Below are 24,960 nucleotides of genomic sequence, written 5' to 3' on the forward strand. Positions count from 1 at the left end.
AACACCAGGATCACTCTGAAGGGACAGTCGTTCTGCGTCACATCTGCGAGTAGGCGCCGCATCGCCTCTCGCCCGCGGAGGCTTAAGCCGCTCCGTGCTTGATCGACGTACGTCGCCACGACGCATATCTCGTGCGCTGCCGCGTACTCCGCAATCGCTGCCTGTTGAACGGCAATCGAAAACGGCTGCTTGTCTGATGACATCCGGAGGTACTGGGCTGCATGCCGCATGTTGAGAGCTCCCTGAGGATCGTGCCGGTGTGTTTCCTTCGATACGTCCCTCATGGAGGTCGAGACCGCCTGGAATGCGTGCGTATCGGCCTTGAGGCCGGCGCTTGTCTCAAAGTACCGGAGTGACAGGTCTGTTCAAAGCCTAGGTGGGGCCGCGCTGCCTGGGGATTCACACGTGCAGTCGCCTATTTAGCGGCCGCCCATCCCATTGCGAGTTTGATTGCCTTCTGCAGCACCTCGCCCGTCGAGAGCAGCGTTCCGATTTGGTTCAGAAGTTCTAAGCCGACTGGCGCCAACAGGTAGTACGCCTCGTCAAGCAGCTCGTATTCGGGTGCGAACAGCACGTTTGCTCCGTCGGCGCCCGCTGCGACGTGCCGCTCCAATGCGCCAATGGTGGGGTGAGCCGCGAACCCGGATGTGGTGCGGTAGACCATCTGATACAGCACGTCCAAGCCGGTGCCTCGTGCCATTGCTTCCAAGTTGGGCGACTTACCCGTCGGAAGTTCGTGTGAAACGAAGTCGTGCACACGGGCTGCGAGCTTCGCGTCGAGGCGATCCGCGTAGCCGAGTAATCCTTTTGCCTGTGTGATTTGATGTCGCTCATGGGCGTCCTGCAGCACTTTCACGTGCGCTGGATCTGTTCGCACTGCGGCAAGGTGAAGGGCGCACTCGAGCGCGCTGCGAATCAGGATGTGGCTCTCTGTGCAGAGTCCTTTCCGAGCGAGCAGCAAGGCCGCCTGGTATGCGCGAACCCCCTTCAGAAAGAGGAGGCAGCCAATGGCCCGGTCCTGCTTCTCGCCATCGATCTCGAGAGACCAGAGGGTCGACATCATCAGTTCATTGACGTCGGACGCACATCGGCCAGCCGCATCCGCCTTGGCGCGTGCGGATTGCAGCGTAGGCGGCCCATCGGGGGACAGGAAACCGTGTGCTTGGAAGCTCATAGATTCAGGTGCCGTATGAGGTGGAAGCCAGTGTTTCGGCGTCGCTCTACGAGGCCACGATTCTCAGTCTCAGTCAGCTACAAATCCAGTGCCGTGAACGCCTCGATCTCGAACCTGGCTTCCGGCAGTGGGTTGTCGGCCCACACGGCAGCCTCAGCAAGCGCGCAGGCCGCGCGAACCGCAGTCATCCTGCCGCCGTCTGTTGCGGCTTCCAAGATGAGGACTAGGGCCCGTTCAGGACCTCCCAAGCGAGCCTCCAAAGCCGCAGCGTACTTTGCCTCCAGCGCCATCCGCTCGGAGCTGCGGAAGTGATCGCCGACCAGCTTGACTGTGTAGTAGCCCTTCATGAAATCGCCTTAGTCACTGTTCAAGCATACAGTATCAAGGGGTCTCATGCGGTGTGGCAGGATGGCCGCCCGTACAGGACATCAAATGAAAAGCATCGCGCTCGCCTGCACGCGATACCTCCTGCGGTCCGTCCACGCTGACGGAGGGTGGCACAACGAGCTTCGCGCGCATGTAGACACGTTCCTGGCCTCGCCGCTGATCTCGCTCGCATCAGCAGGGTTCCCGGGCAACTGGATCGAAGGGGGCCTATGGCAATAGAATTTGCATCAGCAGCTAATGCGGTAAAGCAGTTCGAGGCGATCACTGCCATCTTCTCCGTACTTGCGGCCCTGTTCGCTGGCTATGCCGCTTGGCTCAGTTACCGACTCGCGAAAAGCATTCGGGACGAGCTAAAAAGCGATGAAGTACTTGTAGTGGGTGTTCTGCATAACGCGGACTTGGCGCATCCAGATCATCGGAATGCAGTCGTTCAAACAACCTTGTTCAACAAATCCAAGCGCAAGGTGTACGTGAGTAGAGTGCTAGCGAACGACGAACATGGGCGGGACATCGAGGTGGACTGGGGTCCGAGGATCGACGCGTACGGCAACGTTCAGGATGGGAACGCGCAGTTGATTGGCATCACGGATTCCGCGCAGCTCTGTGTTCGTAGGAGGGATGGTTTGGCATTCCGTCAATTGACCCTGCACGTGTGGCACTCCTTCGGGAAAACTCCGCTGACGCTCCGCTACTCCATCGAGCCAGGTTGGCAAGACTACTTCGCCCGTTAGTCCCGCGGCATTGTTCGTCCATTTCCCCCGGGAGTTCAGCGTAAGCTGCCAAGACGCATCCCCAGCGTCCGCTTGATCGTCTGATCCACGTGCCACCGCGGGAGCACCGCCGCCGTCAGCGCGCTCTCGTCCCATAGTTCCTCCGCCTCGGGCACCGACCATCCGCCTGTCTGCTTCAGCGCGTGCGCGCCCATCACGGCTTCAATCAACTGCTGCTCGAACCACTCCTGCACGACCTCCTTCACGACCGGTCCCGCTCCAGCTGTAGCGGCATACGCCAATTCCCATCGGTCGCTCATCTCGGTGAACACACGGAAGTCCGAGTTGATGATCAACAGGTTTTGATCGCGCAGGTACTTGCCGGCGCGGTCTTCCATGTCGCCCTCGGAGCGCGTCTTGTCCTCGGTGCTCACCCATCGCGTTTTCGGCTCGGTCACGCTGATGACCGGCTCCGCGGGCACCGAACCCATCTCGGCGAACAGGGCATAGATTTCGCTGGCCCGACCGCCCTTCTTCGTCACCTGGTGCGGACTCACCGCGAATTGGACGAGCCCCGGCTGCCCATCGTCACTTGGCGTGGGTTCCTCGGGCGTGATGTTCTCCTTGCCCGACTCCTTCGGGATGTACTGGCGAAACCGCAGGAGGTCTTGAATCTGCCGCAAGCGCTCGAGGATGGCCTTGCGGTGGTCCTTCTGTCCGGCCTGCGCGCTGATCTGCTCCTGCAGCGTCTTCAGGGGCTCCGGCATCTGCTCGCGGAACTCTGTCGCCCACCCGCTCCAGTCCAGACCCTCGCCGCCGACCAGAAGGTGCGTACGCGCTGTATTCGCGGAGACCGGCCGTGCACTGGAGCCCGCAGGCTCGACGTAGATCACGACTCGGTTGGTGCCGAAGATGATTCCGAAGCTCTGAAGCTTCGACAGTCCGGAGCGGCCCACGGTGAGCTCGTAGAGCTCATCTTGGTAAAGGGCGGCGACATGCCCGCCAGGCGCAACATGCCCTGAGTCTCGATCCGACTCCTCGCGCAGGATCCACCAATGCGCGGTGGCGCCACCCACGGGCACTGAGCCACGCTGCGATGAGTGCCGCTGCAGCCAAGAGCTCTGGCCTTCGATGCGCCGCAGGAAGTTGTGCCTGTTTCCCTCGGGCAGATCGAAGCCTTCACGTGACTTCAGGTGGACCCCGTCGGGGAGCCGGTAATACCTGGTGTTCAGATACCTCAGCACCCACCGAGATTTGATTGGCGTGCCCGGCGGCGGCTCGATGGTCTCGTCCTCGTCGGAGCGTCCGAGCAGGGTCACCATGGTGCCGTGCTGGTCGATCTCTTTCGGCTTGGCCTTGTCATTTACCGGAGTCCAGAACTCCCCGCGGTTGGACGGCCAACGCTTGAGGCCGTACACGCGGCGCTCTGGGTCGAGCCACAGGTGGATCATGTGCCCGACGCCGTTCTTCCAGCTCTTGTAGACCATCCCGTGCGGATTCCGCGGGGCCGCGGCGATCTTGGCGCCGACACCGAAGTTTCCGGAGGCCGACTGCTGGTGAATCGATGACGAAAGCTCGTTGATGAACCGCACCATCTCCTCGCCCGTCATGCCGCCGCCGGTATCGATGCACGCCAGCTTTCGCACACCCGTCATGCGGTAGTACGCCCAATCCACATCCCACACGACGAGGGTGTCTCGCGACGGCGCCGCGGCGTCGATTGAGTTCTGTGTCAGTTCGCGAATGAACTGAAGGGGTGAGCAGTCCTCGCCGAGTCTGTCGACCAAGAACGTCATGTTCTTGACCGTCATTGGGAGGATGTCCCGCGACGGTTGCCCCGTCTCCGTGCTCATGTTGCTGCCGCCCTCAACACCATGAGCAGGCGATCAACCATGCGCGCTGCCCCGGGGTTTGGAGGGACGCGCCTCCTTCGGCGCTTTGGCTAGGTCAATCATCTTCCGCACCCAGTCAGGCCCCCCGAGCTTGGCGAGCTTCGTCTTCTGGCTTGCGGTCATCTTGATGCTCACGGACACAGTAGGGTCTCCTTCGCTGAGAGGCTTGCGACCCTGTCCGCGACCTGGGCCGCCGTGGCCAGAGGGAGTGGTCATCTTGATATCGTAAGGCGTTATCAAGTGTCGTGCAACGTCGTGAGATGACGTGAATTCGCCATGCTCGTGCGAAGGCGCGTCCTCTTGACGGGTGCGGGGCACGCGAGTGAGCGACCGGCAAATCTCCGGTGGTCGCTGCCGACGGCCACTGGCAACGGTCGACGCTGACTGACGCGGGCCTCGGCAAAGACCTGTCCAGCCGGACGCAGAAGCTGCGCGCCGACCATTCCCAGCCACGCACGATCTCGGATCGCTAGTCGCGTCTCGCGTGCTTGCGCTCAGGACAGACCGCAATCAGGGATGGTGAAGGCTGCGGGCGACCGCCTCATGTCATCTCATGAGGTCGCACGGCTGTGGAGGGGCGGGAAGATGGGTAGGAAGCTAAATTGCCTCGGGAACCAGTATGAAATCAGGGTGAGTGGCGGAGGCTGTGAGATTCGAACTCACGGGCGCCGCGAAGCGCCGACGGTTTTCAAGACCGTTGGGTTAAACCACTCCCCCAAGCCTCCAGGTCACCGAATTCTACGAGGGTTGCACGCGGGCTACTTCGGCACCCCGGGCAGCGCGGACAGCATTGGCGCGGGCTGCAGCCGAATGGGCAGCGGTCTTGAAAACCGGCGACGTCGCAAGACGTCCGTGAGTTCGAATCTCACCGCTTGCGCCACCCTCAGGACGGCGCCTCCGGCTCCTCCCGTTGGGCCACGCCGCGCAGGTACAGCGCGAGTTGCGCCGACTCGGTCTTGGAAAACACCGCGTCCGCGCCGAACGCCACGCAGCGCTCGCGCACGCTGTCGGTGATGAAGCCGCTGAAGACCACCACCTTCCCGCGCTGCGGACTCATGGCGTACTGCCGCAGCACGCCGAAGCCGGATCCTTCGGCGAGCAGCAGGTCCAGCGTCACGACGTCGCAGTTTCCCTGGTTTTGCTGCAGCCACTCGCTGGCGTCCTGCTCGGTCGCTGCACTCGCGAGAACCTCGAAGTCCTCGTCGGCAAGCAGCGCGCGCAGCGTTGCCACGACTTCGGGTGCGTCTTCGACGATGAATGCTTTGCGTTTAACTTTCTGTCTCCACGTACGCGATATCGCGACGCCAACACACATCCGATGATAAGCGCGCAGTGTCGACCTGCCGTAAAGTCAGCGCGATCCTACAAGCGCGCCGAGGGCGATCAGAGACAATCGAATCAGTACTGGGGTCGCCCGTCCGCTTGACAGTCTTCGGTGTACTTGCGCAGGTGGCGATCACAGTTCGCGTGTTCGAACACCAGAAGCCCAGGCAGGACCTCGTGCGAGACCTGCGCGATTCGCTGGGAGGCTGCGAGCGCGCGGGTGTCGCGGCTGCCGCGCTACGCGCGTACCTGCAGGCCTTTCCGGCTCGCGTGCCACAGAACGAAGCGGCCTGAAAGGCATCCCACCTCCATGAACGTCCTCAAGCGCAACAACGTCCAGGTCACCGGCAAGGGTCCGCCCCTGGTGTTCGTCCATGGCTTCGGCTGCGATCAGCACATGTGGCGCCTGCTGGCGCCGCAGTTCTCCGAAACGTACACCTGCATCCTGCTGGACCTGGTGGGCTGCGGCCAGTCGGACCTCACGGCCTACGACCGGGAGAAATACAACACGCTCCATGGCTATGCGTCGGACCTGTGCGAGGTGCTGGCCGCGGTGACGTCGGCGCCGGCGGTGTGCGTCGGCCACTCGGTCAGTTCCATGATCGGCATGCTGGCCAACCTGCAGTCGCCCGACCAGTTCCTGGCGCAGGTGATGGTCGGGCCGTCGCCCTGCTACATCAACCAGGGCGATTACATCGGCGGCTTCGAACGTGGCGACATCGACTCTCTGCTCGAGACGCTGGAGAGCAACTACCTGGGCTGGTCCAGCAACATGGCGCCCGCCATCATGGGGGCGCCCGACCAGCCGGAGCTGGGCGTGGAGCTGACCAACAGCTTCTGCCGCACCGATCCCGAAATCGCCAAGCACTTCGCGCGCGTGACTTTCCTGTCGGACCACCGCGCCGACCTGCCGCGGCTGCAATCCCCGACGCTGATCCTGCAGTGCAGCGAGGATCTGATCGCCCCGCGCTGCGTGGGCGATTACATGCAAAACGTGATTCCCAACTGCACGCTGCGCATCATCGACAACGTGGGTCACTGCCCGCACCTGAGCGCGCCCAGTGCCAGTGCCGATGCGATGGAGCAGTTCCTGCAGGCCCTGTGAGCATGGACGCCACCCCGCTGCCCGGGGTCGAGCTGTTGTACGAGGCGGCTCCCTGCGGGCTGCTGCTGGCCGGGCCCGACGGCCGCCTGCTGCGCGTCAACGCCATCATGTGCCGGTGGCTGCAGTATTCCCAGGAGGAACTGGTGGACCGCATGCGGCTGCACGAGTTGCTGACCATGGGCGGGCGCATCTTCTGGCAGACGCACCTGCAACCGCTGCTGCGCATCCAGGCCTCGGTGGCCGAAGTGAAGCTCGAACTGCGGCGGCGCGATGGCGCCATCCTGCACGTGATTGCCAACATCGCCGAGCGGCCCTGGCAAGACGGCACCCTGCTGCACGTGGCCTTCTTCGTCGCGGAGGATCGCCACAAGTACGAGCGCGAGCTGCTGCTGCAGCGCCAGCGCGCCGAGGAACTGGCGGCGCAGCACGCGCGCGACCAGCAAGACCTGCAGGCCGCGCGCGGCCAGGCCGAGGACCGCGCGCTGTTTGCCGAACAACTCGTGGGCATGGTCAGCCACGACATCCGCAATCCGCTGTCGGTGATCCACATGAGCGCCGCCCTGCTGGAACGCGGCGTGCCGCCGCCGCAGCAACAGGCCGCAGTGGCGCGGGTGACGCGCGCGGTGCAGCGGGTGCAGCACCTGATCGGCGACCTGCTCGATTTCACGCAGGCACGCCTGGGTGGAGGCCTCGGCATGCGCAAGGCGCGGGTCGACCTGCACCAGGCCATTGCCGACAGCGTCGGCGAACTGGCTGTGGCCTTTCCGGACTGCATGCTGCGCCACGAGCGCAGCGGCGACGGCCATTGCGTGGCCGACGCCGACCGCATCGTGCAGGCGATCGGCAACCTGGTGGCCAACGCCGCCAGCCACGGCGACCGCAGCCGCGGCATCACCGTGACCAGCGCCAACGAGGACGGTCACTTCCGGATCATGGTGCACAACCACGGCCGGCCCATTCCGCCCGAGCTGCTGGCGCACCTGTTCGAGCCGATGGTGCGCGGCGCCGGCGCCGCCGCGTCGGGTGCGAAAGGCGTGGGCCTGGGCCTGTACATCGTGCGCGAGATCCTGCGCGCCCACGGCGGCGAGGTGCGGGTCACCTCGACGCCGGAGGAGGGCACTGCCTTCGTGCTGCGCTTCCCGTGCGGCTGAACCTACAGCCGGGCAATTGCGTCCCATAGCAGCTGTTGGACCCGTCCTACAGATCAGGGGGCCAGCCCGACAGATCATGTTTCCATGTCGCAGCAGCAAGAACAATCTTCGGCCGGGGAGGCCGACGCAGGAGCCCAGGAGGGGATCGTCCAGCAACAGCAGCAAGGTCAGCCCGAGGGCCGTGGCGGCCAAGGCGCCGAGAGCGCCATGCAGCACCTGCGCGAATGGGAGCAGCGCCGCTCGGGCAACACGGGCGGCAAGCGCGGGCACTGACGCGACGTGACGATGAAAAAGCGGCCCGCGGGCCGCTTTTTGCTGGGCGCCTGTTTGTCAGCGCGCGATCGGCCGAGCCGGCCAGTTACGCAGGACAGGGTGGCCGTCGCCGGGCCGAGACTCGCGCCCGTCGGCCGCCGCCGAGGGCCTGGCCTGCAGCGACCTGGTCAGGTAAGGCAGAACGCTTTGTGCACCGGCACCCCAGCGCCGACCGGGCGGCGGCAGGTCGCTTTCGGGGTTGCCGCCGCTAGCGCTCTGCATGCGAGCTCCGTGCCGGCCACAGTTCCATCGCCGGCCGGCGAATGAAGGAGGGATCGTCGTCGCGCTGGAAGACTTGCTCGGGTGCCGAGAACAGCATGTCGCAGTCGAACATCTCGGCGCTGCCGCCCAGCAGGTGTTCCTGCCAGCCCAGCTCGCGCAGATGCTCGGCGAAGAACGACACCTGGCGATAGCCGTCGAGCGTGCCGCGCGCGAACAGCGCGCCACCGTCCGTGAGTCCGACCTGCACGTTGTGCCGGTGCGTGGTGGGCAGGTGCTTCGCCATGGCGAAAGCCTTCGCGATGCCTTCGTAGGCAGGCGGCGGATCCAGCAGGAGTTCCATGACGCGCAAATTAAGCCCGGTGCGCCTGCCGCTGCGTAGGACTGCAGCGCGTCGGGATTACATCTGCTGACTACCCCATCAGCTCACCCCGGCTGCAGCATGCCCCGGGTTTCGATGAAGCGCACGATCTCCTGCAGGCCCTCGCGGGTCTTCAGGTTCGTCATCACGAAAGGCTTGTCGCGGCGCATCCGGCGGGTGTCCGCTTCCATCACGCCGAGATCCGCGCCCACGTAAGGCGCGAGATCGGTCTTGTTGATCACGAACAGGTCGCTCTTGGTGATGCCGGGGCCGCCCTTGCGCGGGATCTTCTCGCCGCCAGCCACGTCGATCACATAGATGGTCAGGTCCGACAGTTCGGGGCTGAAGGTGGCCGCCAGGTTGTCGCCGCCGGATTCCACGAACACGATGTCGGCTTCCGGGAAGTCGGCCAGCATGCGGTCGATCGCCTCGAGGTTGATGGAGGCGTCTTCGCGGATGGCCGTGTGCGGGCAGCCGCCGGTCTCCACGCCCATGATCCGTTCGGCGGCCAGGGCGCCGCTCACGGTCAGCAGGCGCTGGTCTTCCTTGGTGTAGATGTCGTTGGTGATGGCGACCAGGTCGTAGCGCTCGCGCATGGCCTTGCACAGCATCTCCAGCAGTGTCGTCTTGCCGGAGCCGACCGGGCCGCCAATGCCGACGCGCAGAGGCGGAAGCCGCTTGGTGCGGCGGGGGATGTGGTGCAGGTTGCTCATGATCGGAACAGGCGGGAGTACTGGGTTTCATGCTGCGCCGAGAGGATGGCGAGCATGGGGCTGAAGGATTGGCGCTGCGTGTCGTCCAGCGCGAGCGCGTGGTCGACCGCGGCAGGGATGTCCTGCGCGAGCCGGGCGAGGATGCGCTGGCCGGCGGACTGGCCGAGCGGCACGGCCTTGATGGCGGCCTGCACCATGTTCTCGGACCAGGAGAAGGCGTAGGTGAGGGCGATCTGGCGGGGGGAGGCGGAGGTTTTGCTCGCGGCCACGCCGAAGGCCACCGGGTAGGTGGGCTGGGCTGCCGAAGGCGCACCAGCGCTTTCGCGCATCGCTGGGGTGCCTTCGGCAGCCCAGCCTACGGATTTCATCCATTCTCCGAGCGAGCGCCCCATCTGCTCGGTCTGCTGCCGCAATTCGCTCGTCTCGCGCGTGTGCCGCACCCACTGATCCAGTGCCTGCAGGCGTTCGCCATCGCCGCAGCGCGCTGCGTCCGTTGCGCCCGCAACGATCGCCAGCTCGGCGCGCGCCAGCGTCGTGTGCAACTGGTCCACCAGCCAGTCGCCCGCAGTCGCTTCGTCGCGCACCAGTTGCGCCTCGACCGCCGGCTCCAGGCCCTCGGAATACGAGAAGCCGCCCACCGGCAGCGCCGGCGAGGCCAGCCACATCAGCTGCAGCAGGGCGGCATCAGTGGTCGTGGTCGTCGTGGTCATGATCGTGGTGGTGGCCGTGCGCCGCCGGCGCGCCGTAAGCGCCGCCTTCCGGCTCGAAGGCGGCGTTGTCCTCGCGCACGATCAGGTGCATGGAGCGCAGCAGGTCGGCCAGCACGTGGTCCGGCTCGATCTTCAGGTGATCGGGCTTGAGCTCGATGGGCACGTGCCGGTTGCCCAGGTGGTAGGCGGCGCGCAGCAGGTCGAAGGGCGTGCCATGGTCCGGGCAGTGCGTGATCACCAGCACCGGCTGCGGCGCGGCAAGCACGCGCACCATGGAACCGTCCTCGGCCACCAGCACGTCGCCGCCACGCACGACGGTGCCGCGCGGCAGGAACACGCCGAGTTGGCGGCCCTGCGAATCGGTAGTCTCGAAGCGGCTCTTCTGGCGCACGTCGGCGTCGAGTTCCAGGGTGGCGGCGCGCTTGAGCAGCACGGGCGCGAGGCCTTGGCCGCCGGGAAGGAGTTTGGATACGGTCAGCATGTCTCGATCATGGCATTGCGCTCTCGATGTCGTTGCGGGCTCGACCCGCAATCCACGGCCGCGCCAACGCGTGGATGCCGGGTCGAGCCCGGCATGACATCCCTGCGCACGTGGATGCCCGCTCAAGTCCGGCATGACATCCTTGGCGGCTCAGAACAGGAAATACCTCTGCGCCATCGGCAGCACCGTCGCCGGATCGCAGGTGAGCAATTGCCCGTCCGCGCGCACTGCGTAGGTCTGCGCGTCGATCTCCATCTTCGGCAGGTAGTCGTTGTGCACCAGGTGCTGCTTGCGCACGCGGCGGACGTCCTTCACGGCGCTGACGTTCTTCAGCAGCCCGAACCTCTGCTGCACGCCCTCCGCCAAACCGGCCTGAGACAGGAAGGTGATCGAGCCCTTGTGCAGCGCGCCGCCGAAGCTGCCGAACATCGGCCGGTAGTGCACCGGCTGCGGCGTCGGAATGGACGCATTGGCGTCACCCATCGCCGCCATCGCGATGAAGCCGCCCTTCAGGATCAGCGCCGGCTTGACGCCGAAGAAGGCCGGCTTCCACACGACCAGGTCGGCCCACTTGCCGACCTCGATGCTGCCGACCTCGTGGCCGATGCCGTGCGCGATGGCCGGATTGATCGTGTACTTGGCGACGTAACGCCTGGCGCGGAAGTTGTCATGCCGCTCGCTGTCGCCCGGGAGTTTTCCCCGCTGCAGCTTCATCTTGTGCGCCGTCTGCCAGCAACGCAGGATCACCTCGCCGACGCGGCCCATCGCCTGCGAGTCGGACGAGAACATGCTGATCGCGCCCAGGTCGTGCAGGATGTCCTCCGCCGCGATCGTCTCCTTGCGGATGCGGCTCTCGGCAAACGCCAGGTCCTCGGGAATGCCGGCGTCGAGGTGATGGCACACCATCAGCATGTCGACGTGTTCGTCGAGCGTGTTGACGGTGTAAGGCATGGTCGGGTTGGTGGACGAGGGCAGGAAGTTCGCCTCGCCCACGACGCGCAGGATGTCCGGCGCATGGCCGCCACCCGCGCCCTCGGTGTGGAAGGCGCAGAGGCCCCTTCCCTTGGTGGCCGCGATGGTGTTCTCGACGAAGCCCGACTCGTTGAGCGTGTCCGAGTGGATCGCGACCTGGACCTCCATCTCGTCGGCGACGTCGAGGCAGTTGCTGATCGCCGACGGCGTGGTGCCCCAGTCCTCGTGCAGCTTCAGGCCGATCACGCCGGCGCGCACCTGCTCGCGCAGCGCATCGGGCAGGCTCGCGTTGCCCTTGCCCATGAACCCGAGGTTCATCGGAAAGGCATCGGCCGCCTGCAGCATCCGCTCGATGTGCCAGGGGCCCGGCGTGCAGGTGGTGGCGAGCGTTCCGGTGGCCGGGCCGGTGCCGCCACCCAGCATGGTGGTGATGCCGGAGGCCAGCGCCTCCTCGATCTGCTGCGGGCAGATGAAGTGGATGTGGCTGTCGATGCCGCCCGCCGTGACGATCGCGCCTTCGCAGCTGATGATCTCGGTGCCCGGGCCGATCACGATGTCGACCCCCGGCTGCGTGTCCGGATTGCCCGCCTTGCCGATGGCAGCGATCCGGCCGTCCTTCAAGCCGATGTCGGCCTTGACGATGCCCCAGTGATCGACGATCAGCGCGTTGGTCAGCACCGTGTCCATCGCGCCTTGCGCACGGGTGCGCTGCGACTGCGCCATGCCGTCGCGGATGGTCTTGCCGCCGCCGAACTTCACTTCTTCCCCGTAGCCGCCGGCGCGCAGGGTGTAGTCGGCCTCGACTTCGATGAAGAGCTCGGTGTCGGCCAGGCGGACGCGGTCGCCGGTGGTGGGACCGAACATTTCCGCGTAGGCGCGGCGGGGGATGGTGGCCATCGGATCTTTTTTAGAGTTGTCCCTGCACGAGGCCGCGAAAGCCGTGGACGATGCGGTCGCCGGCGAGATCGACCAGTTCCACCGTGCGCTGCTGGCCGGGCTCGAAGCGCACGGCCGTGCCCGAGGCGATGTTCAGGCGCATGCCGCGCGCTGCCTCCCGGTCGAACCGCAGTGCGCCGTTGGTCTCGGCGAAGTGATAGTGCGAACCCACCTGGATCGGCCGGTCGGCGCTGTTCTGCACGACCAGCGTCAGCGTGCGCCGGCCGGGATTGAGCGCGTGGTCGCCCGGCTCGGTGATCAGTTCACCGGGAATCAAGGCTCACTCCTCGCGCGACAGCCACAGGGCCAGGCCGGCGAGCACGACCACCATCAGGAAGCCCGAGGTGTCGGTGGGATGCAGGTGGAACGCGGACGCGCCGTGGCCGGGATGCGCCTGCGCACCGGTGGCAAGGCCGGCGAAGATGGCGGCGACGGAAGCGGGCAGCAGGCGCGGCATCGATGGGTTCTCCTGGTTTCAGACGATCGGCTGGTGCACGGTGACCAGCTTGGTGCCGTCGGGAAAGGTGGCCTCGACCTGGATCTCCGGGATCATCTCGGGCACGCCTTCCATGACCTCCGCGCGGGTGAGGACCATGCGCCCTTCGCTCATGAGCAGCGCGACGGACTTGCCATCGCGCGCGCCTTCCATGACGGCGGCGGAGATCAGTGCCATCGCCTCGGGGTAATTGAGCTTCAGGCCGCGATCGCGCCGCCGCTCCGCCACCAGCGCAGCGGTGAACAGCAGCAACTTGTCTTTCTCGCGCGGGGTGAGTTCCATGGTCGGGGGAGTCTATTGCAAGAGTCAGGCCGGGCTGCCATGGCTGTCGTCCGGGGCTGCCATGGATATATCCGGGGCTGCGATGGCTGTCATCCCGGGCTCGACCCGGGATCCACGACGGCGTGTGCATGAGCGCCGCATGGATTGCGGGTCGAGCCCGCAATGACAGCCATAGGCGCCGGCACGGAACATGCACTTGCTCCCCGTGATCCCCATCCTCCCCGCCGACCTGCACGACGCTCCGCAGCGCGTGGTCAAGGTCCGTCGCGACTACAACACCTGGGTCGCCAGCGAGACCATGGAGGACTATGCGCTGCGCTTCACGCCGCAGCGCTTTCGCAAGTGGTCGACCTGGCGCGTGGCCAACACGGCCTTCGGCGCGGCCTCCTTCCTGATCCTCGAGGCCGTGGGCGCGACCCTGCTCGTGCAGTACGGCTTCCTCAACGCCTTCTGGGCGATCCTGGCCACCGGGCTGATCATCTTTCTCGCCGGCCTGCCGATCAGCATCTATGCAGCGCGCTACGGCGTCGACATGGACCTGCTCACGCGCGGCGCCGGCTTCGGCTACATCGGCTCCACGCTCACCTCGCTGATCTACGCCTCCTTCACCTTCATCTTCTTCGCGCTGGAAGCGGCGGTGATGGCGTATGCGCTCGACCTGGCCCTCGGCATCCCCGCGCACTGGGGCTACCTTCTGTGCGCGCTGGTCGTGATCCCGCTGGTGACGCACGGCGTCTCCGCGATCAGCCGGCTGCAGGTGTGGACCCAGCCGGTGTGGCTGGTGATGCTCGTGGTGCCTTTCGTCTACGTGCTGCTGCGCGATCCTGGTGCCTTTGCCGGCATCACGCACTATGCCGGGGAAAAGGCGACGGGCGCCGGCTTCCAGTTGCACTCTTTCGGTGCCGCGCTGACGGTGGGCATCGCCCTCATCACGCAGATGGGAGAACAGGCGGACTACCTGCGTTTCATGCCCGCACGCACGGCCGGCAACGGCAAGGCCTGGTGGGCCGGCGTGCTTGCGGGCGGCCCGGGCTGGGTGCTGCTCGGCGTGGTCAAGATGCTGGGTGGCGCCTTGCTCGCGTATCTCGCCATCACGCACATGGTGCCGACCGACCGCGCGGTCGATCCCAACCAGATGTACCTGGCCGCCTACGAATACGTGTTCCCGCATTACGGTGTGGCCGTGGCTGCCACCGCGGTGTTCGTCGTGCTGTCGCAATTGAAGATCAACGTGACGAACGCCTATGCCGGCTCGCTGGCCTGGTCGAACTTCTTCTCGCGCGTGACGCACAGCCATCCGGGCCGGGTGGTGTGGGTGGTGTTCAACACCTTGATCGCCTTCATGCTGATGGAGATGAACGTCTTCCAGGCGCTGGGAGACGTGCTGGGCCTGTACTCCAACATAGCCATTGCCTGGATCATGGCCGTGGTGGCCGACCTGGTGGTGAACAAGCCGCTGGGCCTCTCGCCCCGCGGCATCGAGTTCAAGCGCGCCTACCTGTATGACATCAACCCGGTGGGCGTGGGCTCGATGGCGCTGGCTTCCGCGCTTTCCATCTCCGCCTACCTCGGGGTATTCGGCCCCGGGGCGCAGGCCTTTTCTGCGCTGATCGCCATGGGCGTTGCCTTCGTCAGCGCGCCCCTCATCGCGTGGGGCACGCGGGGACGCTACTACATCGCCCGCGCGCCCGAGGGGGCCTGGGAGCGCGTCGCCGCGCGCCGCTGCGTGATCTGCGAGCGCAGCTACGAAGGCCCGGACATGGCCCATTGCCCGGCGTACCAAGGACCGATCTGCTCGCTGTGCTGCACGCTCGACGCGCGCTGCGGCGACTTGTGCAAGCCGCACGCCAGCCTGTCGGCGCAGTGGTCGGGCGCATTGCGCGCGCTGCTGCCACGGCGCGTCTGGCCCTATCTCGATACCGGCCTCGGCCACTTCCTGCTGTTGATGCTGGTGATCGCGCCCTTGCTCGGTGCGCTGTTCGGGCTGCTCTATCACCAGGAGCTGCAGCAGGCCGACCACCTGGCCGCCGACTCGCTGCGTGCCACCTTCGTCAAGGCGTATTGCGCGCTACTGCTGGTGGCCGGCATCGTCGCCTGGTGGCTGGTGCTGGCGCACAAGAGCCGGCAGGTGGCGCAGGAGGAATCCAACCGCCAGACCCATCTGCTGATGCGCGAGATCGAGTCGCACCGGCAGACCGACGAGGCGCTGCAGCAGGCCAAGCAGGCCGCCGAACAGGCGCGCCATGCGGCGGAACAGGCCAACCACGCGAAGAGCCGCTACATCAGCGCGATCAGCCACGAGCTGCGCACGCCGCTCAATTCCATCCTCGGTTATGCCCAGCTGATGGGAGAGGACCCGACGATTCCGTCGCACCGCAAGCACGCCGTGCATGTGATCAAGCGTGGAGGCGAGCATCTGCTGTCGCTGATCGAGGGAACGCTGGATATCGCGCGCATCGAGTCCGGCAAGCTGTCGCTCAACGTCAAGGCCATGCGCTTCGCCGATTTCGTGCATGAACTCGCGAGCCTGTTCGAATTGCAGGCGGCGGCCAAGGGACTGCAGTTCCGCTTCGAGGTCGAGGGCACACTGCCGGAAGTGGTGCGCGCCGACGAGAAGCGCGTGCGCCAGATCCTGATCAACCTGCTGGGCAACGCGATCAAGTTCACGGGCGCGGGGCAGGTGGTGTTTCGCGTGCGGCATGCGCGCGAGATGGCCGCGGTGGAGGTGGAGGACACCGGCTGCGGCCTCGCGCTCGAGGAGCTGGCACAGATCTTCGAACCGTTCGCGCGCGGCGCCAGCGCCAATGCCAGCCACGCGGCCCCGGGCGCGGGGCTCGGTCTCACCATCGCCAAGATGCTGACCGACCTGATGGGAGGCGAGCTGTCCGCCACCAGCACGCCCGGCGCGGGCAGCGTGTTTCGCGTGCGCCTGTTCCTGCCGGAGGTGCACGCGGCGCCGGTGCCGGTGGCGGCCGTGGCCAGGCTGCGGCGCGGCTACGAGGGGCCGCGGCGGCGCATCCTGGTGGTCGACAACGAAGAGGCCGATCGCGAATTGCTGGTCGCATTGCTCGAGCCGATCGGCTTCGAATTGCGCTCCGCCGCCAGCGGCCACGACGCCCTCGACCTGCTGGCCGCCGGCCAGCAACCCGATGCGATCCTGATGGACCTGGCGATGCCCGGCATCGACGGCTGGGAGACGATCCGCCGCCTGCGCCGCATGCCGCACGTGCAGGCGAAGATCGCCATCGTTTCCGCCAACGCCTTCGACAAGGGGCTGGACAACGACGTCGCTGTCCGCCCTGAGGACTTCATCCTGAAGCCGGTGCGCCACAGCGAACTGCTCGATTGGCTGGAGCGGCAGCTCGGCCTGCGCTGGCTGCAGGAGCCGGCGGCCACCGCCGCGCCCGCCGTGGCGCAGCCCTGGGCCTGGCCGCGCGCCGACCTGCTGGTGCCCTTGCAGCAGGCGGTGCAGCTCGGTTACTACCGCGGCATCCTCAACCAGCTGGATGCCATCGACAGCGCGCAGGCGGAATGCGCGGCGTTCACGGCGCACCTGCGCGAACTCGCGCGCCAGTTCCAGTTCGAGGCGATCGCGCGCACGCTGGCCAAGGCACGGGGCGCGCCGCAAGGAGAGCTGCGATGAAAGAGATCCTCGATCGCGCCGACAGCGAGGTCGTGCTGGTGGTCGACGACGTACCCGACAACCTCTCGGTGCTGCACGATGCGCTCGACGAATCCGGCTACACCGTCCTGGTGGCCACCAGCGGCGAGGCCGCCTTGCAGCGGGCGCTGCAGGCCTTGCCCGACATCGTGCTGCTCGACGCCATGATGCCGGGCATGGACGGCTTCGAGGTCGCCAAGCGCCTGAAGGCGCAGCCCGAGACGGCGCACATCCCGATCATCTTCATGACGGGCCTGACCGAGACCGAACACCTCGTCGCGGCATTGGAAGCCGGCGGCGTCGACTACGTCACCAAGCCGATCAAGCCCAAGGAAGTGCTGGCCCGCATGGGCGTCCACCTGCAAAGCGCGCGGCAGGCGCGGCAGACGCGCAATGCGCTGGATGCCTTCGGCTACGCCAGCATCACCGTGCGCCCGAGCGATGGCCGCCTGATGTGGCAGACCCCGCTGGCGCGCGAACTGCTGGCGGCTTACTACGGGACCAGTGCGCCGCAGACGCCGCCCGCCATCCTGGAGTGGCTGCGCCGCCATCTCGCCGATGCCGAGCGGCAGATCGAGCCGCCGCGCCTGTCGGCGGAGCTCGGTGCGCGGCGCTTGTCGATCCGCCTGCACCAGCAGACCGGCGACGACGACTGGCTGATCGTGATGCGCGAGGTCTCCGACGCGGCCGTCATCGAGTCCATGAGCCTGGCCTTCAAGCTCACGGCGCGCGAGGCGGAGGTGCTGTACTGGGTGGTCAAGGGCAAGATCAACCGCGACATCGCCGACATCCTGGGCGCCAGCCCGGGCACGGTGAAGAAGCACCTGGAGCGCGTGTTCGCCAAGCTCGGAGTCGAGACGCGCACGGCGGCGGCCGGCATGGCGATGAATCGGATCCGGCAGGTGCATCCGCAGTTCGAAGGGTGAGCCGCATGTCATTGCGGGCTTGACCCGCAATCCACGTCGGCGCGTACATGGTCGCAGTCGTGGATCCCGGGTCACGCCCGGGATGACATCGTGAGAGCCACCGGGAGGACATCCCCAAAGCCCCGGAGGACATCCGAAGCCCCCCGATCGCGGACAATCGAGGGTTGCCGGGGCGCGGTTCTCCCGGCGGGAAATCTTCAATGGATGCAACACAGACCTGCGACATCGGCATCGTCGGCCTCGGTGTCATGGGCGAAAACCTCGCGCTCAACCTCGAACGCAACGGCTTTGCCGTGGCCGGCTTCGACCTGAGCGAAACACGGCGCGCCAGCTTCGTCGCGCGCACGGCCGGCAAGCGCGCCCTCGCGGCGCGCTCCTTGGCCGAACTGGTGGCCGGCCTCAAGAGTCCGCGCCGCCTGTTGCTGATGGTGCCGGCCGGCGCCGCGGTCGATGCCGTGATCGGCGACCTCAAGCCGCTGCTTGCCGCCGGCGACGTGGTGATCGATGGCGGCAACACGCTCTTCAGCGATACGCAACGGCGCATGCTGGGCCTGCAGGCCACGGGCATCCTGTACGTCGGCGCCGGCGTCAGCGGCGGCGAGGAAGGCGCGCTGCTCGGGCCGTCCCTGATGCCCGGTGGCGACGCGCGGGCCTGGCCGCTGATCCAGCCCATGCTGCAGGCGATCGCCGCGCGCGCCGACGATGGCGCGCCCTGTTGCGAGTGGATGGGCCCGGGTGGCGCCGGGCACTTCGTGAAGATGGTGCACAACGGCATCGAGTACGCCGACATGCAGATCATCTGCGAGGCGTACTGGCTGATGCAGCAGGTGCTGGGCATGGGCGCCGGCGAGATGAGCGCAGTGTTCGCCCGCTGGAACGAGGGCGAGCTTTCGAGCTACCTGGTCGGCATCACCGCCGACATCCTGGCGCGGCCCGATGCCGAGACCGGCCAGCCGCTGGTGGACGTGATCCTCGATACCGCCCAACAGAAGGGCACGGGCAAGTGGGCCAGCCAGAGCGCGCTGGACCTGGGCGTGACCACGCCGACGATCGCCGACGCGGTCTTCGCGCGCACCGTCAGCGCCGCCAAGGAGGAGCGCGTGGCCGCCGCCGACTTGCTGCAAGGCCCGAAGCGCGCATTCACCGGCGACCGGGCCGCCTTCGTGGAGCAGATCCGTCGCGCCTTGCTGGCGGCGAAGATCTGCGCCTATGCGCAGGGCTTCCAGTTGATGCGCGCGGCCGACGCCGAATACCAGTGGGGCTTGCCCTTCGCGACCATCGCCTCGGTGTGGCGCGCCGGGTGCATCATCCGCGCCCGGCTGCTGGAGGACATCCGCAGCGCGTATGCGCGCCATCCGCAACTGGCCAACCTGCTGGTCGACGAAGGCTTTGCCGCGGTGATGGCGCAATCCCAGCAGGACCTGCGCGAGGTGGTCGCCGCGGCGGCCCTGCACGGCGCCGCCGCGCCGGCCGTCATGAGCGCACTGGCCTACTACGATGCCTACCGCTCACCCCGGCTGCCGGCCAACCTGCTGCAGGCGCAACGCGACTACTTCGGCGCCCACACGTATCAGCGCACCGATCGGGCGGGGAAGTTCCATACGAAGTGGACGGGGTGAATATCAAATGCCGACAACCGGACGCAGAAGGCGCGAAAGGGACGCAGAAGGCGCAGAAAAGACAAAGTGAATTTCCAAGGTCTTCTTTTGCGTCTTCTGCGCAACCTTTGCGTCTTCTGCGTCCGGCGGTCCGAACTGGAAGTTCAGCGTCGCGCCGCCATCCGCACCGCCAGCTCCAGCGCGTGCTGCAGTCCCTCGATGCCGGCGATGCCCTTGCCCGCGATGTCGAAGGCGCTGCCGCTGGCCGAGGTCGCCACCGGCACGGGCAGGCCGCCATGCAAGGTCACGCCGCGTTCGAAGCCCATGAGCTTCATCGCGATCTGGCCCTGGTCGTGGTACATCGAGACCACGCCGTCGAAGTCGCCGCGCCGCGCCGCGATGAAGACCGTGTCGGGCGACCAGGGGCCGCTCGCGTCCAGGCCCTCGCCCTTGAGGCGCTCCACCGCCGGCGCGATCACCTCGATCTCCTCGTGGCCGATCGAGCCGCCGTCGCCGGCGTGCGGGTTGAGCCCCGACACGGCGATGCGCGGACGGGCGATGCCCGAGCGGCGCAAGGTCGCATCGATGATGTACACCGCGTCGCGCACCGCTTCCTGCGTGATCAGCGCGGCCACTTCGCGCAAGGGCACGTGCGAGGTGACGCGCGAGGTCCACAGGCTGCCCGTGATGTTGAACTCGCAGGTGAAGCCCGAAATCCCGAACAGCGTCTGCAGGTAGCGCAGTTCGTCTTCCTCCTGCATGCCGGCCAGGCGCAGCGCATGCTTGTTCAAGGGCGCGAACACGATGGCCTGCACCAGCCCGTCGCGGGCCAGCGCAGTCGCTGCCGCCAGTGACTCCAGGGCCGCCCGGCCCGCGGCCTCGCTGCAGGCGCCGAGCGGCGCGGGCGCGCCCGCCGGCTCGGCGAGCACCAGGTGCGTGATGCTGCCAGGTGCAAAGTGCAGCGCGCTCGGCGTCGTCACCGGCAGCACGTCCAGCCGCGTGCCCGCAATGCGCTCGCCGCTGGCCAGCACCGACCGCGGCGCCACCAGCAGCAGTTTCGCCTGCACGGTGCCGGCGATGCGCGCCAGCAGCTTCACGCCCATCTCGGGGCCCACGCCGGCCGGATCGCCCAGCAGCACGGCGACGCAAGGCAGGGAGGTGCCGCTCATTGCGCGTCTCCCCGGATGTGCGCATCCTTCACCAGCTTGCGGAAGCGCTCGTATTCCTGCCGGTTCATCTGCGCGAACTGCTCGACGCCGATGGCGCCCACCTCGCCGCCCAGGCCCCTGATGTGCGCCTGCACATCGGGCAGCTTGAGCACCCGGGTCAGTTCGGCGACCAGCGCATCGACGGCAGGCTTGGGCGTGCCGGCGGTGACGTAGAGGCCGTACCAGGTCTGCACGTCGGCGCCCTTGACGCCGGCTTCGGCCATCGTCGGCACCTCGGGCAGTTCGGCGGCGCGGCGCTCGGACATCACGGCCAGCGGGCGGAACTTGCCGCTGCGGATCTGGCCCATGGCGGACGACGTGGAGTCGAACATCATGGTCACCTCGCCGGAGATGATGTCGATGTGCGCCTGCGAGCTGCCCTTGTAGGGCACGTGGATCGCGGTGGTGCCGGTGGTGAGCGTGAAGGCCTCGCCGGCGATGTGCTGCGTGCTGCCTATGCCCGAGGAAGCGTATTTCAGCTGCCCCGGCTTTTCGGCCATCGCGGCCACCACCTCCTTCACGGACCGGTAGGGCGAGGACGAGGACACCACCAGCACGTTCGGCATCACCGCCACCAGGCCTACCGGCTGCAGGTCCTTGAGCGGGTCGAACTTCAGCTTCATCAGATGCGGCGCGATCGCCTGGCCGGTGTTGGTGGCCAGCAGCAGCGTGGTGCCATCGGCCGCGGCATGGGCCGTGAGGTCGGCCGCGATGGTGTTCGAGGCGCCGGGCCGGTTTTCCACCATCACGCTCTGCTTGAAGTCAGGCGCGAACTTCTCGGCCAGCATGCGCGCCAGGATGTCGGTGCCGCCGCCTGGCGAGGCGCCGACCATGATGCGCAGGGGCTTGTCCGGCCAGGGGGTGGATTGCGCGAAGGCGGGGCCGGCGGCGGCCATCGCCAAGGCAAGGGCCGCGAGCGAGCACGCCGCGCGGCGGGGGAGGGAACCATGCATCTCTTGTCTCCTGCGGCGCAGGTCGGATGCCCGCGCTCGGCCGCAGGGTAGCAGATGGTGCGCTGCCGCCGACAGCCCAAGCTACGGCGTCATGTGCGCTTCTTTGGCGTTCTCGATCTCCTCGGGCTCGTCGGTCTCCGCCAGGGTCGGGTTGTCCAGCTGGCTGCGCAGGCGCTGCATGTCGAGGTCGCCGGTCCACTTGGCCACCACGAGCGTCGCGACGCCGTTGCCGATCAGGTTGGTGAGCGCGCGGGCCTCGGACATGAAGCGATCGATGCCGAGGATCAGCGCCAGCCCCGCCACTGGCACATGGCCCACCGCCGACAGCGTAGCGGCGAGCACGATGAAGCCGCTGCCCGTCACGCCGGCCGCGCCCTTGGAGGTGAGCACCAGCACCGCGAGCAGCGTGATCTCCTGCAGCAACGTCATCGGCGTGTTGGTGGCCTGCGCGATGAAGATCGCCGCCATGGTCAGGTAGATGTTGGTGCCGTCCAGGTTGAAGGAATAACCGGTGGGGATCACCAGGCCGACGGTGGTGCGGCGCGCGCCCAGGTTCTCCATCTTCTCCATCATCCGCGGCAGCACCGACTCGGAGGACGACGTGCCCAGCACCACCAGCAGTTCCTCGCGGATGTAGCGAATCAGCTTCCAGACCGAAAAGCCGTGGAAGCGGGCGATCAGCCCCAGCACCACGAAAATGAAGATCAGGCAGGTGAGATAGAACGACCCCATCAGCTTGCCCAGCGAGAACAGCGAGGCGATGCCGTACTTGCCGATGGTGAAGGCCATCGCACCGAAGGCGCCGATGGGCGCCAGCCGCATGATGAAGCCCACCATCGTGAACAGCACGTGCGCGGTCTTCTCGATCCAGTCGAACACCAGCGAGCCGCGGCCGCCGAAGCGATGCAGCGCGAAGCCGAACAGCACCGCGATCAGCAGCACCTGCAGGATCTCGCCCTTCGCGAACGCCTCGACGATGGTGTCGGGGATGATGTTCATCAGGAAGTCGGTGGCCGTGCCCAGCTTGCCGGGCGCCGTGAAGGCGGCGAGGCTCTTGGTGTCCAGCGTGGCCGGGTCGACGTTCATGCCCCGGCCGGGGCCTATCACGTTGACCAGCAGCAGGCCGATCAGCAGCGCCACGCTGCTCACCACCTCGAAGTACAGCAAGGCGAGGCCGCCCGTCTTGCCCACCTTCTTCATGTCTTCCATGCCGGCGATGCCGGTGACCACGGTGCAGAAGATGATGGGCGCGATCATCATCTTGATCAGCTTGATGAAGCCGTCGCCCAGGGGCTTCATCGCCGCGCCGGTGGCCGGCCAGAAGTGCCCCAGGATGACGCCGATCACCACCGCCGTCAGGACCTGCAGGTAGAGCGAGCGGTAGAGCGGCCGGCGCCGCGGGTTCAGCGTGCCGGTGGCGACGGGAGGAGCGAGCATGGTGGTTCGACCTTCGAAGAGCCCCAGATTCTGCTGCGCCCGCGGCCCGGGCGGAAGCCTTGCCGAGGCCGCTCGGACGGAAGGGCAGCCGCGCTCAGATCGCGCGCGCGAACCGGTTGCGCGCGGCGGCCAGCCGGTCGCCGTAGCGGTGCCGCGTGAGCAGGTAGGCGCCCGCCAGCATCGCGCTGCCGATGCCCACCAGCGTGCCGGTGCTCAGCGATCGCGCCATGCTGCTGGCCAGCTCGGGCGCGCGCGGCCCGACCAGCTCCAGCCGCCGCTTGTTCATCTGGGCGCCGAGGTCGCACAGCTGGTCCGGGATCAGGCGTTCGGCCGCCGGCAGCAGCATCGTCTCTTCGTCGGCCACGTGGTGCATCACGTGCCGCATCAGCTCGAAGAAGGTGTCGTCGAAGGCGGGGTCGCCCACGGGCATGTTGCGCAGGCGCGCGATCAGGCCGCGCATCTCGTCGTGCTCGGGCGTGCTCTTGCGCAGCACCTCGTTGTCGGCGACCGTCCGCATGGCCGGGTAGAAGATTTCCTCTTCCAGCTGCGCATGGATCTCGATGGCCAGGCAGACGTTGTCGGTCAGCCCTTTCTTCAGCCGGGGCGACGAGCCGATCTCGTACTGATGGAAGGCCGTGAGCACGTGCGTGTGGTCCAGCCGGATCAGATTGGTGATGCTCGGCGACAGCTGGGAGAGCAGGGAGGACATGGAGCGCGCCTCGGTATGGTTGTGCATGGCATGCAAGGGCCCCTATTGAGCCCCGACAGTGCGCGGCTTCGTGTCAGACGGCAACGGGCTCCGCTGTCGGTTACTTGGCGATTGGCCCAGCCATACGCCATGTGTCGTACAGACCCGGTGAGGGACCATCCCTAGGATGCCCCTGCGTCATCTCTTACCTCTGGAGCACACATGCAACGCCGCCTTACCCTCAAAGCACTCACCGCCGCCATGGCCCTGGCCGGCCTGGGGCTGCCCGCTTTCGCGGCCGACACCATCAAGGTCGGGATCCTGCACAGCCTGTCGGGCACGATGGCCATTTCCGAATCCGTCCTGAAGGACACCGCGCTGATGGCGATCGACGAGATCAATGCCAAGGGCGGCGTGCTCGGCAAGAAGCTCGAGCCGGTCGTGGTGGACCCGGCCTCCAACTGGCCGCTGTTTGCCGAAAAGACCCGCCAGCTGCTGACGCAGGACAAGGTCGCGGTGATCTTCGGCTGCTGGACCTCGGTGTCGCGCAAGTCGGTGCTGCCGGTGGTGGAAGAACTCAACGGCCTGCTGTTCTACCCGGTGCAATACGAGGGCGAGGAGCTCTCCAAGAACGTGTTCTACACCGGCGCCGCGCCCAACCAGCAGGCGATCCCGGCCGTGGAGTACCTCATGAGCAAGGACGGCGGCGGCGCCCAGCGCTTCGTGCTGCTCGGCACCGACTACGTGTACCCGCGCACGACCAACAAGATCCTGCGCGCGTTCCTGCACTCGAAGGGTGTCGCCGACGCGGACATCATGGAGGAGTACACCCCCTTCGGCCACAGCGACTACCAGACCATCATCGCCAACATCAAGAAGTTCTCCGGCGAGGGCAAGAAGACGGCGGTGATCTCCACCATCAACGGCGACTCGAACGTGCCTTTCTACAAGGAACTGGGCAACGCCGGCCTCAAGGCCAAGGACGTGCCGGTGGTGGCCTTCTCGGTGGGCGAGGAGGAACTGCGCGGCGTCGACACCAAGCCGCTGGTGGGCCACCTGGCGGCCTGGAACTACTTCATGTCGGTGAAGAACCCGACCAACACCGAGTTCACCCGCAAGTGGGCCGCCTATGCCAAGGCCAAGGGCGTGGCCGGCCACAAGGACAAGCCGCTGACCAACGACCCGATGGAGGCCACCTACATCGGCGTGCACATGTGGGCGCAGGCGGTGGAGAAGGCCAAGTCGACCGACACCGACAAGGTGAT

26 protein-coding genes, 2 tRNA genes and 1 pseudogene are annotated in these 24,960 nt (G+C 66.7%); 10 read left to right on the plus strand and 19 right to left on the minus strand.

All coding sequences use genetic code 11. From position 1 onward, the window contains the following. From JWP60_RS19595 to JWP60_RS19605, 3 genes are all read right to left on the minus strand, one after another. Positions 1 to 230, minus strand: a 230-nt coding sequence (locus tag JWP60_RS19595; RefSeq protein ID WP_299795117.1) for a recombinase family protein, incomplete at its 3' end; no start/stop codon positions are given. Positions 231 to 415: 185 nt separating this feature from the next. Beyond that, positions 416 to 1,063: a DUF5677 domain-containing protein gene (locus tag JWP60_RS19600; protein WP_299795119.1), complete on the minus strand. Its 648-nt coding sequence runs from the start codon at positions 1,061 to 1,063 to the stop codon at positions 416 to 418. Between the two features lie 188 nt (positions 1,064 to 1,251). Beyond that, a complete protein-coding gene (locus JWP60_RS19605; RefSeq protein WP_299795121.1) occupies positions 1,252 to 1,521 on the minus strand; it encodes a hypothetical protein in 270 nt (89 codons plus the stop codon). Between the two features lie 249 nt (positions 1,522 to 1,770). On the opposite strand from JWP60_RS19605, the gene JWP60_RS19610 reads away from it, so the two are divergent. Next, positions 1,771 to 2,292, plus strand: a complete 522-nt coding sequence (locus tag JWP60_RS19610) for a hypothetical protein (RefSeq protein WP_299795123.1) — start codon at positions 1,771 to 1,773, stop codon at positions 2,290 to 2,292. 35 nt (positions 2,293 to 2,327) lie between these two features. Here JWP60_RS19610 and JWP60_RS19615 read toward each other — a convergent pair whose 3' ends face one another. Further along, positions 2,328 to 4,082: a hypothetical protein gene (locus tag JWP60_RS19615; protein ID WP_299795125.1), complete on the minus strand. Its 1,755-nt coding sequence runs from the start codon at positions 4,080 to 4,082 to the stop codon at positions 2,328 to 2,330. A 716-nt stretch (positions 4,083 to 4,798) separates the two neighbouring features. Further along, positions 4,799 to 4,888 (minus strand) — tRNA-Ser (locus JWP60_RS19620). Between the two features lie 70 nt (positions 4,889 to 4,958). Here JWP60_RS19620 and JWP60_RS19625 point away from each other — a divergent pair. Further along, a tRNA-Ser gene (locus JWP60_RS19625) sits at positions 4,959 to 5,043 on the plus strand. A gap of 3 nt (positions 5,044 to 5,046) precedes the next feature. Here JWP60_RS19625 and JWP60_RS19630 read toward each other — a convergent pair. Further along, on the minus strand, positions 5,047 to 5,478 hold the full coding sequence (locus JWP60_RS19630; protein ID WP_299795127.1) for a response regulator: 432 nt from the start codon (positions 5,476 to 5,478) through the stop codon (positions 5,047 to 5,049). Positions 5,479 to 5,612: 134 nt separating this feature from the next. Here JWP60_RS19630 and JWP60_RS19635 point away from each other — a divergent pair, with 134 nt between their 5' ends. The 4 genes from JWP60_RS19635 to JWP60_RS19650 all read left to right on the plus strand — a co-directional run bounded on the left by JWP60_RS19635 (position 5,613) and on the right by JWP60_RS19650 (position 8,015). Further along, positions 5,613 to 5,780: a hypothetical protein gene (locus tag JWP60_RS19635; protein ID WP_299795129.1), complete on the plus strand. Its 168-nt coding sequence runs from the start codon at positions 5,613 to 5,615 to the stop codon at positions 5,778 to 5,780. Positions 5,781 to 5,796: 16 nt separating this feature from the next. After that, entirely contained in the window at positions 5,797 to 6,591 is a 795-nt protein-coding gene (locus JWP60_RS19640; protein WP_299795130.1) for an alpha/beta hydrolase, read from the plus strand. 2 nt (positions 6,592 to 6,593) lie between these two features. Next, a complete protein-coding gene (locus JWP60_RS19645) occupies positions 6,594 to 7,742 on the plus strand; it encodes an ATP-binding protein (protein WP_299795132.1) in 1,149 nt (382 codons plus the stop codon). Positions 7,743 to 7,826: 84 nt separating this feature from the next. After that, positions 7,827 to 8,015, plus strand: coding sequence for a hypothetical protein (locus JWP60_RS19650; protein WP_299795134.1), 189 nt, complete (start codon positions 7,827 to 7,829; stop codon positions 8,013 to 8,015). A gap of 57 nt (positions 8,016 to 8,072) precedes the next feature. Here JWP60_RS19650 and JWP60_RS19655 read toward each other — a convergent pair whose 3' ends face one another. From JWP60_RS19655 to JWP60_RS19695, 9 genes and pseudogenes are all read right to left on the minus strand, one after another. Further along, positions 8,073 to 8,276 carry a hypothetical protein gene (locus tag JWP60_RS19655; protein WP_299795136.1) on the minus strand — a complete coding sequence of 68 codons (204 nt, stop codon included), beginning with the start codon at positions 8,274 to 8,276 and terminating at the stop codon, positions 8,073 to 8,075. Further along, positions 8,263 to 8,616: a hypothetical protein gene (locus JWP60_RS19660; protein WP_299795138.1), complete on the minus strand. Its 354-nt coding sequence runs from the start codon at positions 8,614 to 8,616 to the stop codon at positions 8,263 to 8,265. Before JWP60_RS19660 ends, JWP60_RS19655 begins: the two co-directional genes overlap by 14 nt. A gap of 83 nt (positions 8,617 to 8,699) precedes the next feature. Then, positions 8,700 to 9,350 carry an urease accessory protein UreG gene (gene ureG, locus JWP60_RS19665; RefSeq protein WP_299795165.1) on the minus strand — a complete coding sequence of 217 codons (651 nt, stop codon included), beginning with the start codon at positions 9,348 to 9,350 and terminating at the stop codon, positions 8,700 to 8,702. After that, positions 9,344 to 10,057 (minus strand): urease accessory protein UreF, encoded by a 714-nt coding sequence (locus JWP60_RS19670; RefSeq protein WP_299795140.1) that lies wholly within the window; start codon positions 10,055 to 10,057, stop codon positions 9,344 to 9,346. The genes ureG and JWP60_RS19670 overlap by 7 nt, the downstream gene beginning before the upstream one ends. Continuing rightward, a pseudogene (gene ureE / locus JWP60_RS19675) lies at positions 10,035 to 10,538 on the minus strand (urease accessory protein UreE); the annotation flags it as partial. The gene JWP60_RS19670 and the pseudogene ureE, both read right to left, overlap by 23 nt. 150 nt (positions 10,539 to 10,688) lie before the next feature. Continuing rightward, positions 10,689 to 12,407, minus strand: coding sequence for an urease subunit alpha (gene ureC, locus JWP60_RS19680; protein WP_299795141.1), 1,719 nt, complete (start codon positions 12,405 to 12,407; stop codon positions 10,689 to 10,691). 10 nt (positions 12,408 to 12,417) lie between these two features. Then, on the minus strand, positions 12,418 to 12,723 hold the full coding sequence (locus tag JWP60_RS19685; protein WP_299795143.1) for an urease subunit beta: 306 nt from the start codon (positions 12,721 to 12,723) through the stop codon (positions 12,418 to 12,420). 3 nt (positions 12,724 to 12,726) lie between these two features. Next, positions 12,727 to 12,903 (minus strand): hypothetical protein, encoded by a 177-nt coding sequence (locus JWP60_RS19690; protein WP_299795145.1) that lies wholly within the window; start codon positions 12,901 to 12,903, stop codon positions 12,727 to 12,729. 18 nt (positions 12,904 to 12,921) lie between these two features. Further along, positions 12,922 to 13,224, minus strand: a complete 303-nt coding sequence (locus JWP60_RS19695; protein WP_299795147.1) for an urease subunit gamma — start codon at positions 13,222 to 13,224, stop codon at positions 12,922 to 12,924. 190 nt (positions 13,225 to 13,414) lie between these two features. Between JWP60_RS19695 and JWP60_RS19700 the strand changes: the two genes are divergently transcribed. The 3 genes from JWP60_RS19700 (at position 13,415) to gndA (ending at position 19,430) form a co-directional block, all read left to right on the plus strand. Continuing rightward, positions 13,415 to 16,867 carry an ATP-binding protein gene (locus JWP60_RS19700; protein ID WP_299795149.1) on the plus strand — a complete coding sequence of 1,151 codons (3,453 nt, stop codon included), beginning with the start codon at positions 13,415 to 13,417 and terminating at the stop codon, positions 16,865 to 16,867. Continuing rightward, complete coding sequence (locus JWP60_RS19705; protein ID WP_299795151.1) at positions 16,864 to 17,811, plus strand: response regulator transcription factor; 948 nt, start codon at positions 16,864 to 16,866, stop codon at positions 17,809 to 17,811. Before JWP60_RS19700 ends, JWP60_RS19705 begins: the two co-directional genes overlap by 4 nt. A 200-nt stretch (positions 17,812 to 18,011) precedes the next feature. Continuing rightward, positions 18,012 to 19,430: an NADP-dependent phosphogluconate dehydrogenase gene (gndA, locus tag JWP60_RS19710; RefSeq protein WP_299795153.1), complete on the plus strand. Its 1,419-nt coding sequence runs from the start codon at positions 18,012 to 18,014 to the stop codon at positions 19,428 to 19,430. 143 nt (positions 19,431 to 19,573) lie between these two features. Here the strand turns inward: gndA and JWP60_RS19715 are convergent, their stop codons facing one another. The 4 genes from JWP60_RS19715 to JWP60_RS19730 all read right to left on the minus strand — a co-directional run bounded on the left by JWP60_RS19715 (position 19,574) and on the right by JWP60_RS19730 (position 23,716). Continuing rightward, positions 19,574 to 20,578 (minus strand): 4-hydroxythreonine-4-phosphate dehydrogenase PdxA, encoded by a 1,005-nt coding sequence (locus JWP60_RS19715; protein ID WP_299795155.1) that lies wholly within the window; start codon positions 20,576 to 20,578, stop codon positions 19,574 to 19,576. Continuing rightward, entirely contained in the window at positions 20,575 to 21,570 is a 996-nt protein-coding gene (locus JWP60_RS19720) for a tripartite tricarboxylate transporter substrate binding protein (protein ID WP_299795157.1), read from the minus strand. Before JWP60_RS19720 ends, JWP60_RS19715 begins: the two co-directional genes overlap by 4 nt. A gap of 81 nt (positions 21,571 to 21,651) precedes the next feature. Next, positions 21,652 to 23,007: a dicarboxylate/amino acid:cation symporter gene (locus JWP60_RS19725; RefSeq protein ID WP_299795159.1), complete on the minus strand. Its 1,356-nt coding sequence runs from the start codon at positions 23,005 to 23,007 to the stop codon at positions 21,652 to 21,654. A gap of 94 nt (positions 23,008 to 23,101) precedes the next feature. Further along, positions 23,102 to 23,716: a hemerythrin domain-containing protein gene (locus JWP60_RS19730; protein ID WP_299795161.1), complete on the minus strand. Its 615-nt coding sequence runs from the start codon at positions 23,714 to 23,716 to the stop codon at positions 23,102 to 23,104. Between the two features lie 201 nt (positions 23,717 to 23,917). Between JWP60_RS19730 and urtA the strand changes: the two genes are divergently transcribed. Next, positions 23,918 to 24,960 (plus strand): urea ABC transporter substrate-binding protein (gene urtA / locus JWP60_RS19735; RefSeq protein WP_299795163.1); only part of this gene is annotated, 1,043 nt, incomplete at its 3' end.

Origin of the sequence: Ramlibacter sp. (assembly GCF_028291745.1) — a bacterium.
GTDB lineage: Bacteria > Pseudomonadota > Gammaproteobacteria > Burkholderiales > Burkholderiaceae_C > Ramlibacter.

Bases quoted from the DNA above. Each gene is read 5' to 3' on its own strand.
- JWP60_RS19660 (WP_299795138.1), bottom strand. From the start codon at position 8,616: ATGGAACTCCTGCTGGATCCGCCGCCTGCCTACGAAGGCATCGCGAAG.
- JWP60_RS19690 (WP_299795145.1), bottom strand. From the start codon at position 12,903: ATGCCGCGCCTGCTGCCCGCTTCCGTCGCCGCCATCTTCGCCGGCCTT.
- JWP60_RS19640 (WP_299795130.1), top strand. From the start codon at position 5,797: ATGAACGTCCTCAAGCGCAACAACGTCCAGGTCACCGGCAAGGGTCCG.
- gndA (WP_299795153.1), top strand. From the start codon at position 18,012: ATGGATGCAACACAGACCTGCGACATCGGCATCGTCGGCCTCGGTGTC.
- JWP60_RS19720 (WP_299795157.1), bottom strand. From the start codon at position 21,570: ATGCATGGTTCCCTCCCCCGCCGCGCGGCGTGCTCGCTCGCGGCCCTT.
- JWP60_RS19730 (WP_299795161.1), bottom strand. From the start codon at position 23,716: ATGTCCTCCCTGCTCTCCCAGCTGTCGCCGAGCATCACCAATCTGATC.
- JWP60_RS19650 (WP_299795134.1), top strand. From the start codon at position 7,827: ATGTCGCAGCAGCAAGAACAATCTTCGGCCGGGGAGGCCGACGCAGGA.
- JWP60_RS19705 (WP_299795151.1), top strand. From the start codon at position 16,864: ATGAAAGAGATCCTCGATCGCGCCGACAGCGAGGTCGTGCTGGTGGTC.
- JWP60_RS19725 (WP_299795159.1), bottom strand. From the start codon at position 23,007: ATGCTCGCTCCTCCCGTCGCCACCGGCACGCTGAACCCGCGGCGCCGG.
- JWP60_RS19715 (WP_299795155.1), bottom strand. From the start codon at position 20,578: ATGAGCGGCACCTCCCTGCCTTGCGTCGCCGTGCTGCTGGGCGATCCG.
- JWP60_RS19695 (WP_299795147.1), bottom strand. From the start codon at position 13,224: ATGGAACTCACCCCGCGCGAGAAAGACAAGTTGCTGCTGTTCACCGCT.
- ureC (WP_299795141.1), bottom strand. From the start codon at position 12,407: ATGGCCACCATCCCCCGCCGCGCCTACGCGGAAATGTTCGGTCCCACC.
- JWP60_RS19610 (WP_299795123.1), top strand. From the start codon at position 1,771: ATGGCAATAGAATTTGCATCAGCAGCTAATGCGGTAAAGCAGTTCGAG.
- JWP60_RS19670 (WP_299795140.1), bottom strand. From the start codon at position 10,057: ATGACCACGACGACCACGACCACTGATGCCGCCCTGCTGCAGCTGATG.
- JWP60_RS19615 (WP_299795125.1), bottom strand. From the start codon at position 4,082: ATGACGGTCAAGAACATGACGTTCTTGGTCGACAGACTCGGCGAGGAC.
- JWP60_RS19700 (WP_299795149.1), top strand. From the start codon at position 13,415: ATGCACTTGCTCCCCGTGATCCCCATCCTCCCCGCCGACCTGCACGAC.
- JWP60_RS19645 (WP_299795132.1), top strand. From the start codon at position 6,594: ATGGACGCCACCCCGCTGCCCGGGGTCGAGCTGTTGTACGAGGCGGCT.
- JWP60_RS19630 (WP_299795127.1), bottom strand. From the start codon at position 5,478: ATGTGTGTTGGCGTCGCGATATCGCGTACGTGGAGACAGAAAGTTAAA.
- JWP60_RS19655 (WP_299795136.1), bottom strand. From the start codon at position 8,276: ATGCAGAGCGCTAGCGGCGGCAACCCCGAAAGCGACCTGCCGCCGCCC.
- JWP60_RS19605 (WP_299795121.1), bottom strand. From the start codon at position 1,521: ATGAAGGGCTACTACACAGTCAAGCTGGTCGGCGATCACTTCCGCAGC.
- JWP60_RS19600 (WP_299795119.1), bottom strand. From the start codon at position 1,063: ATGATGTCGACCCTCTGGTCTCTCGAGATCGATGGCGAGAAGCAGGAC.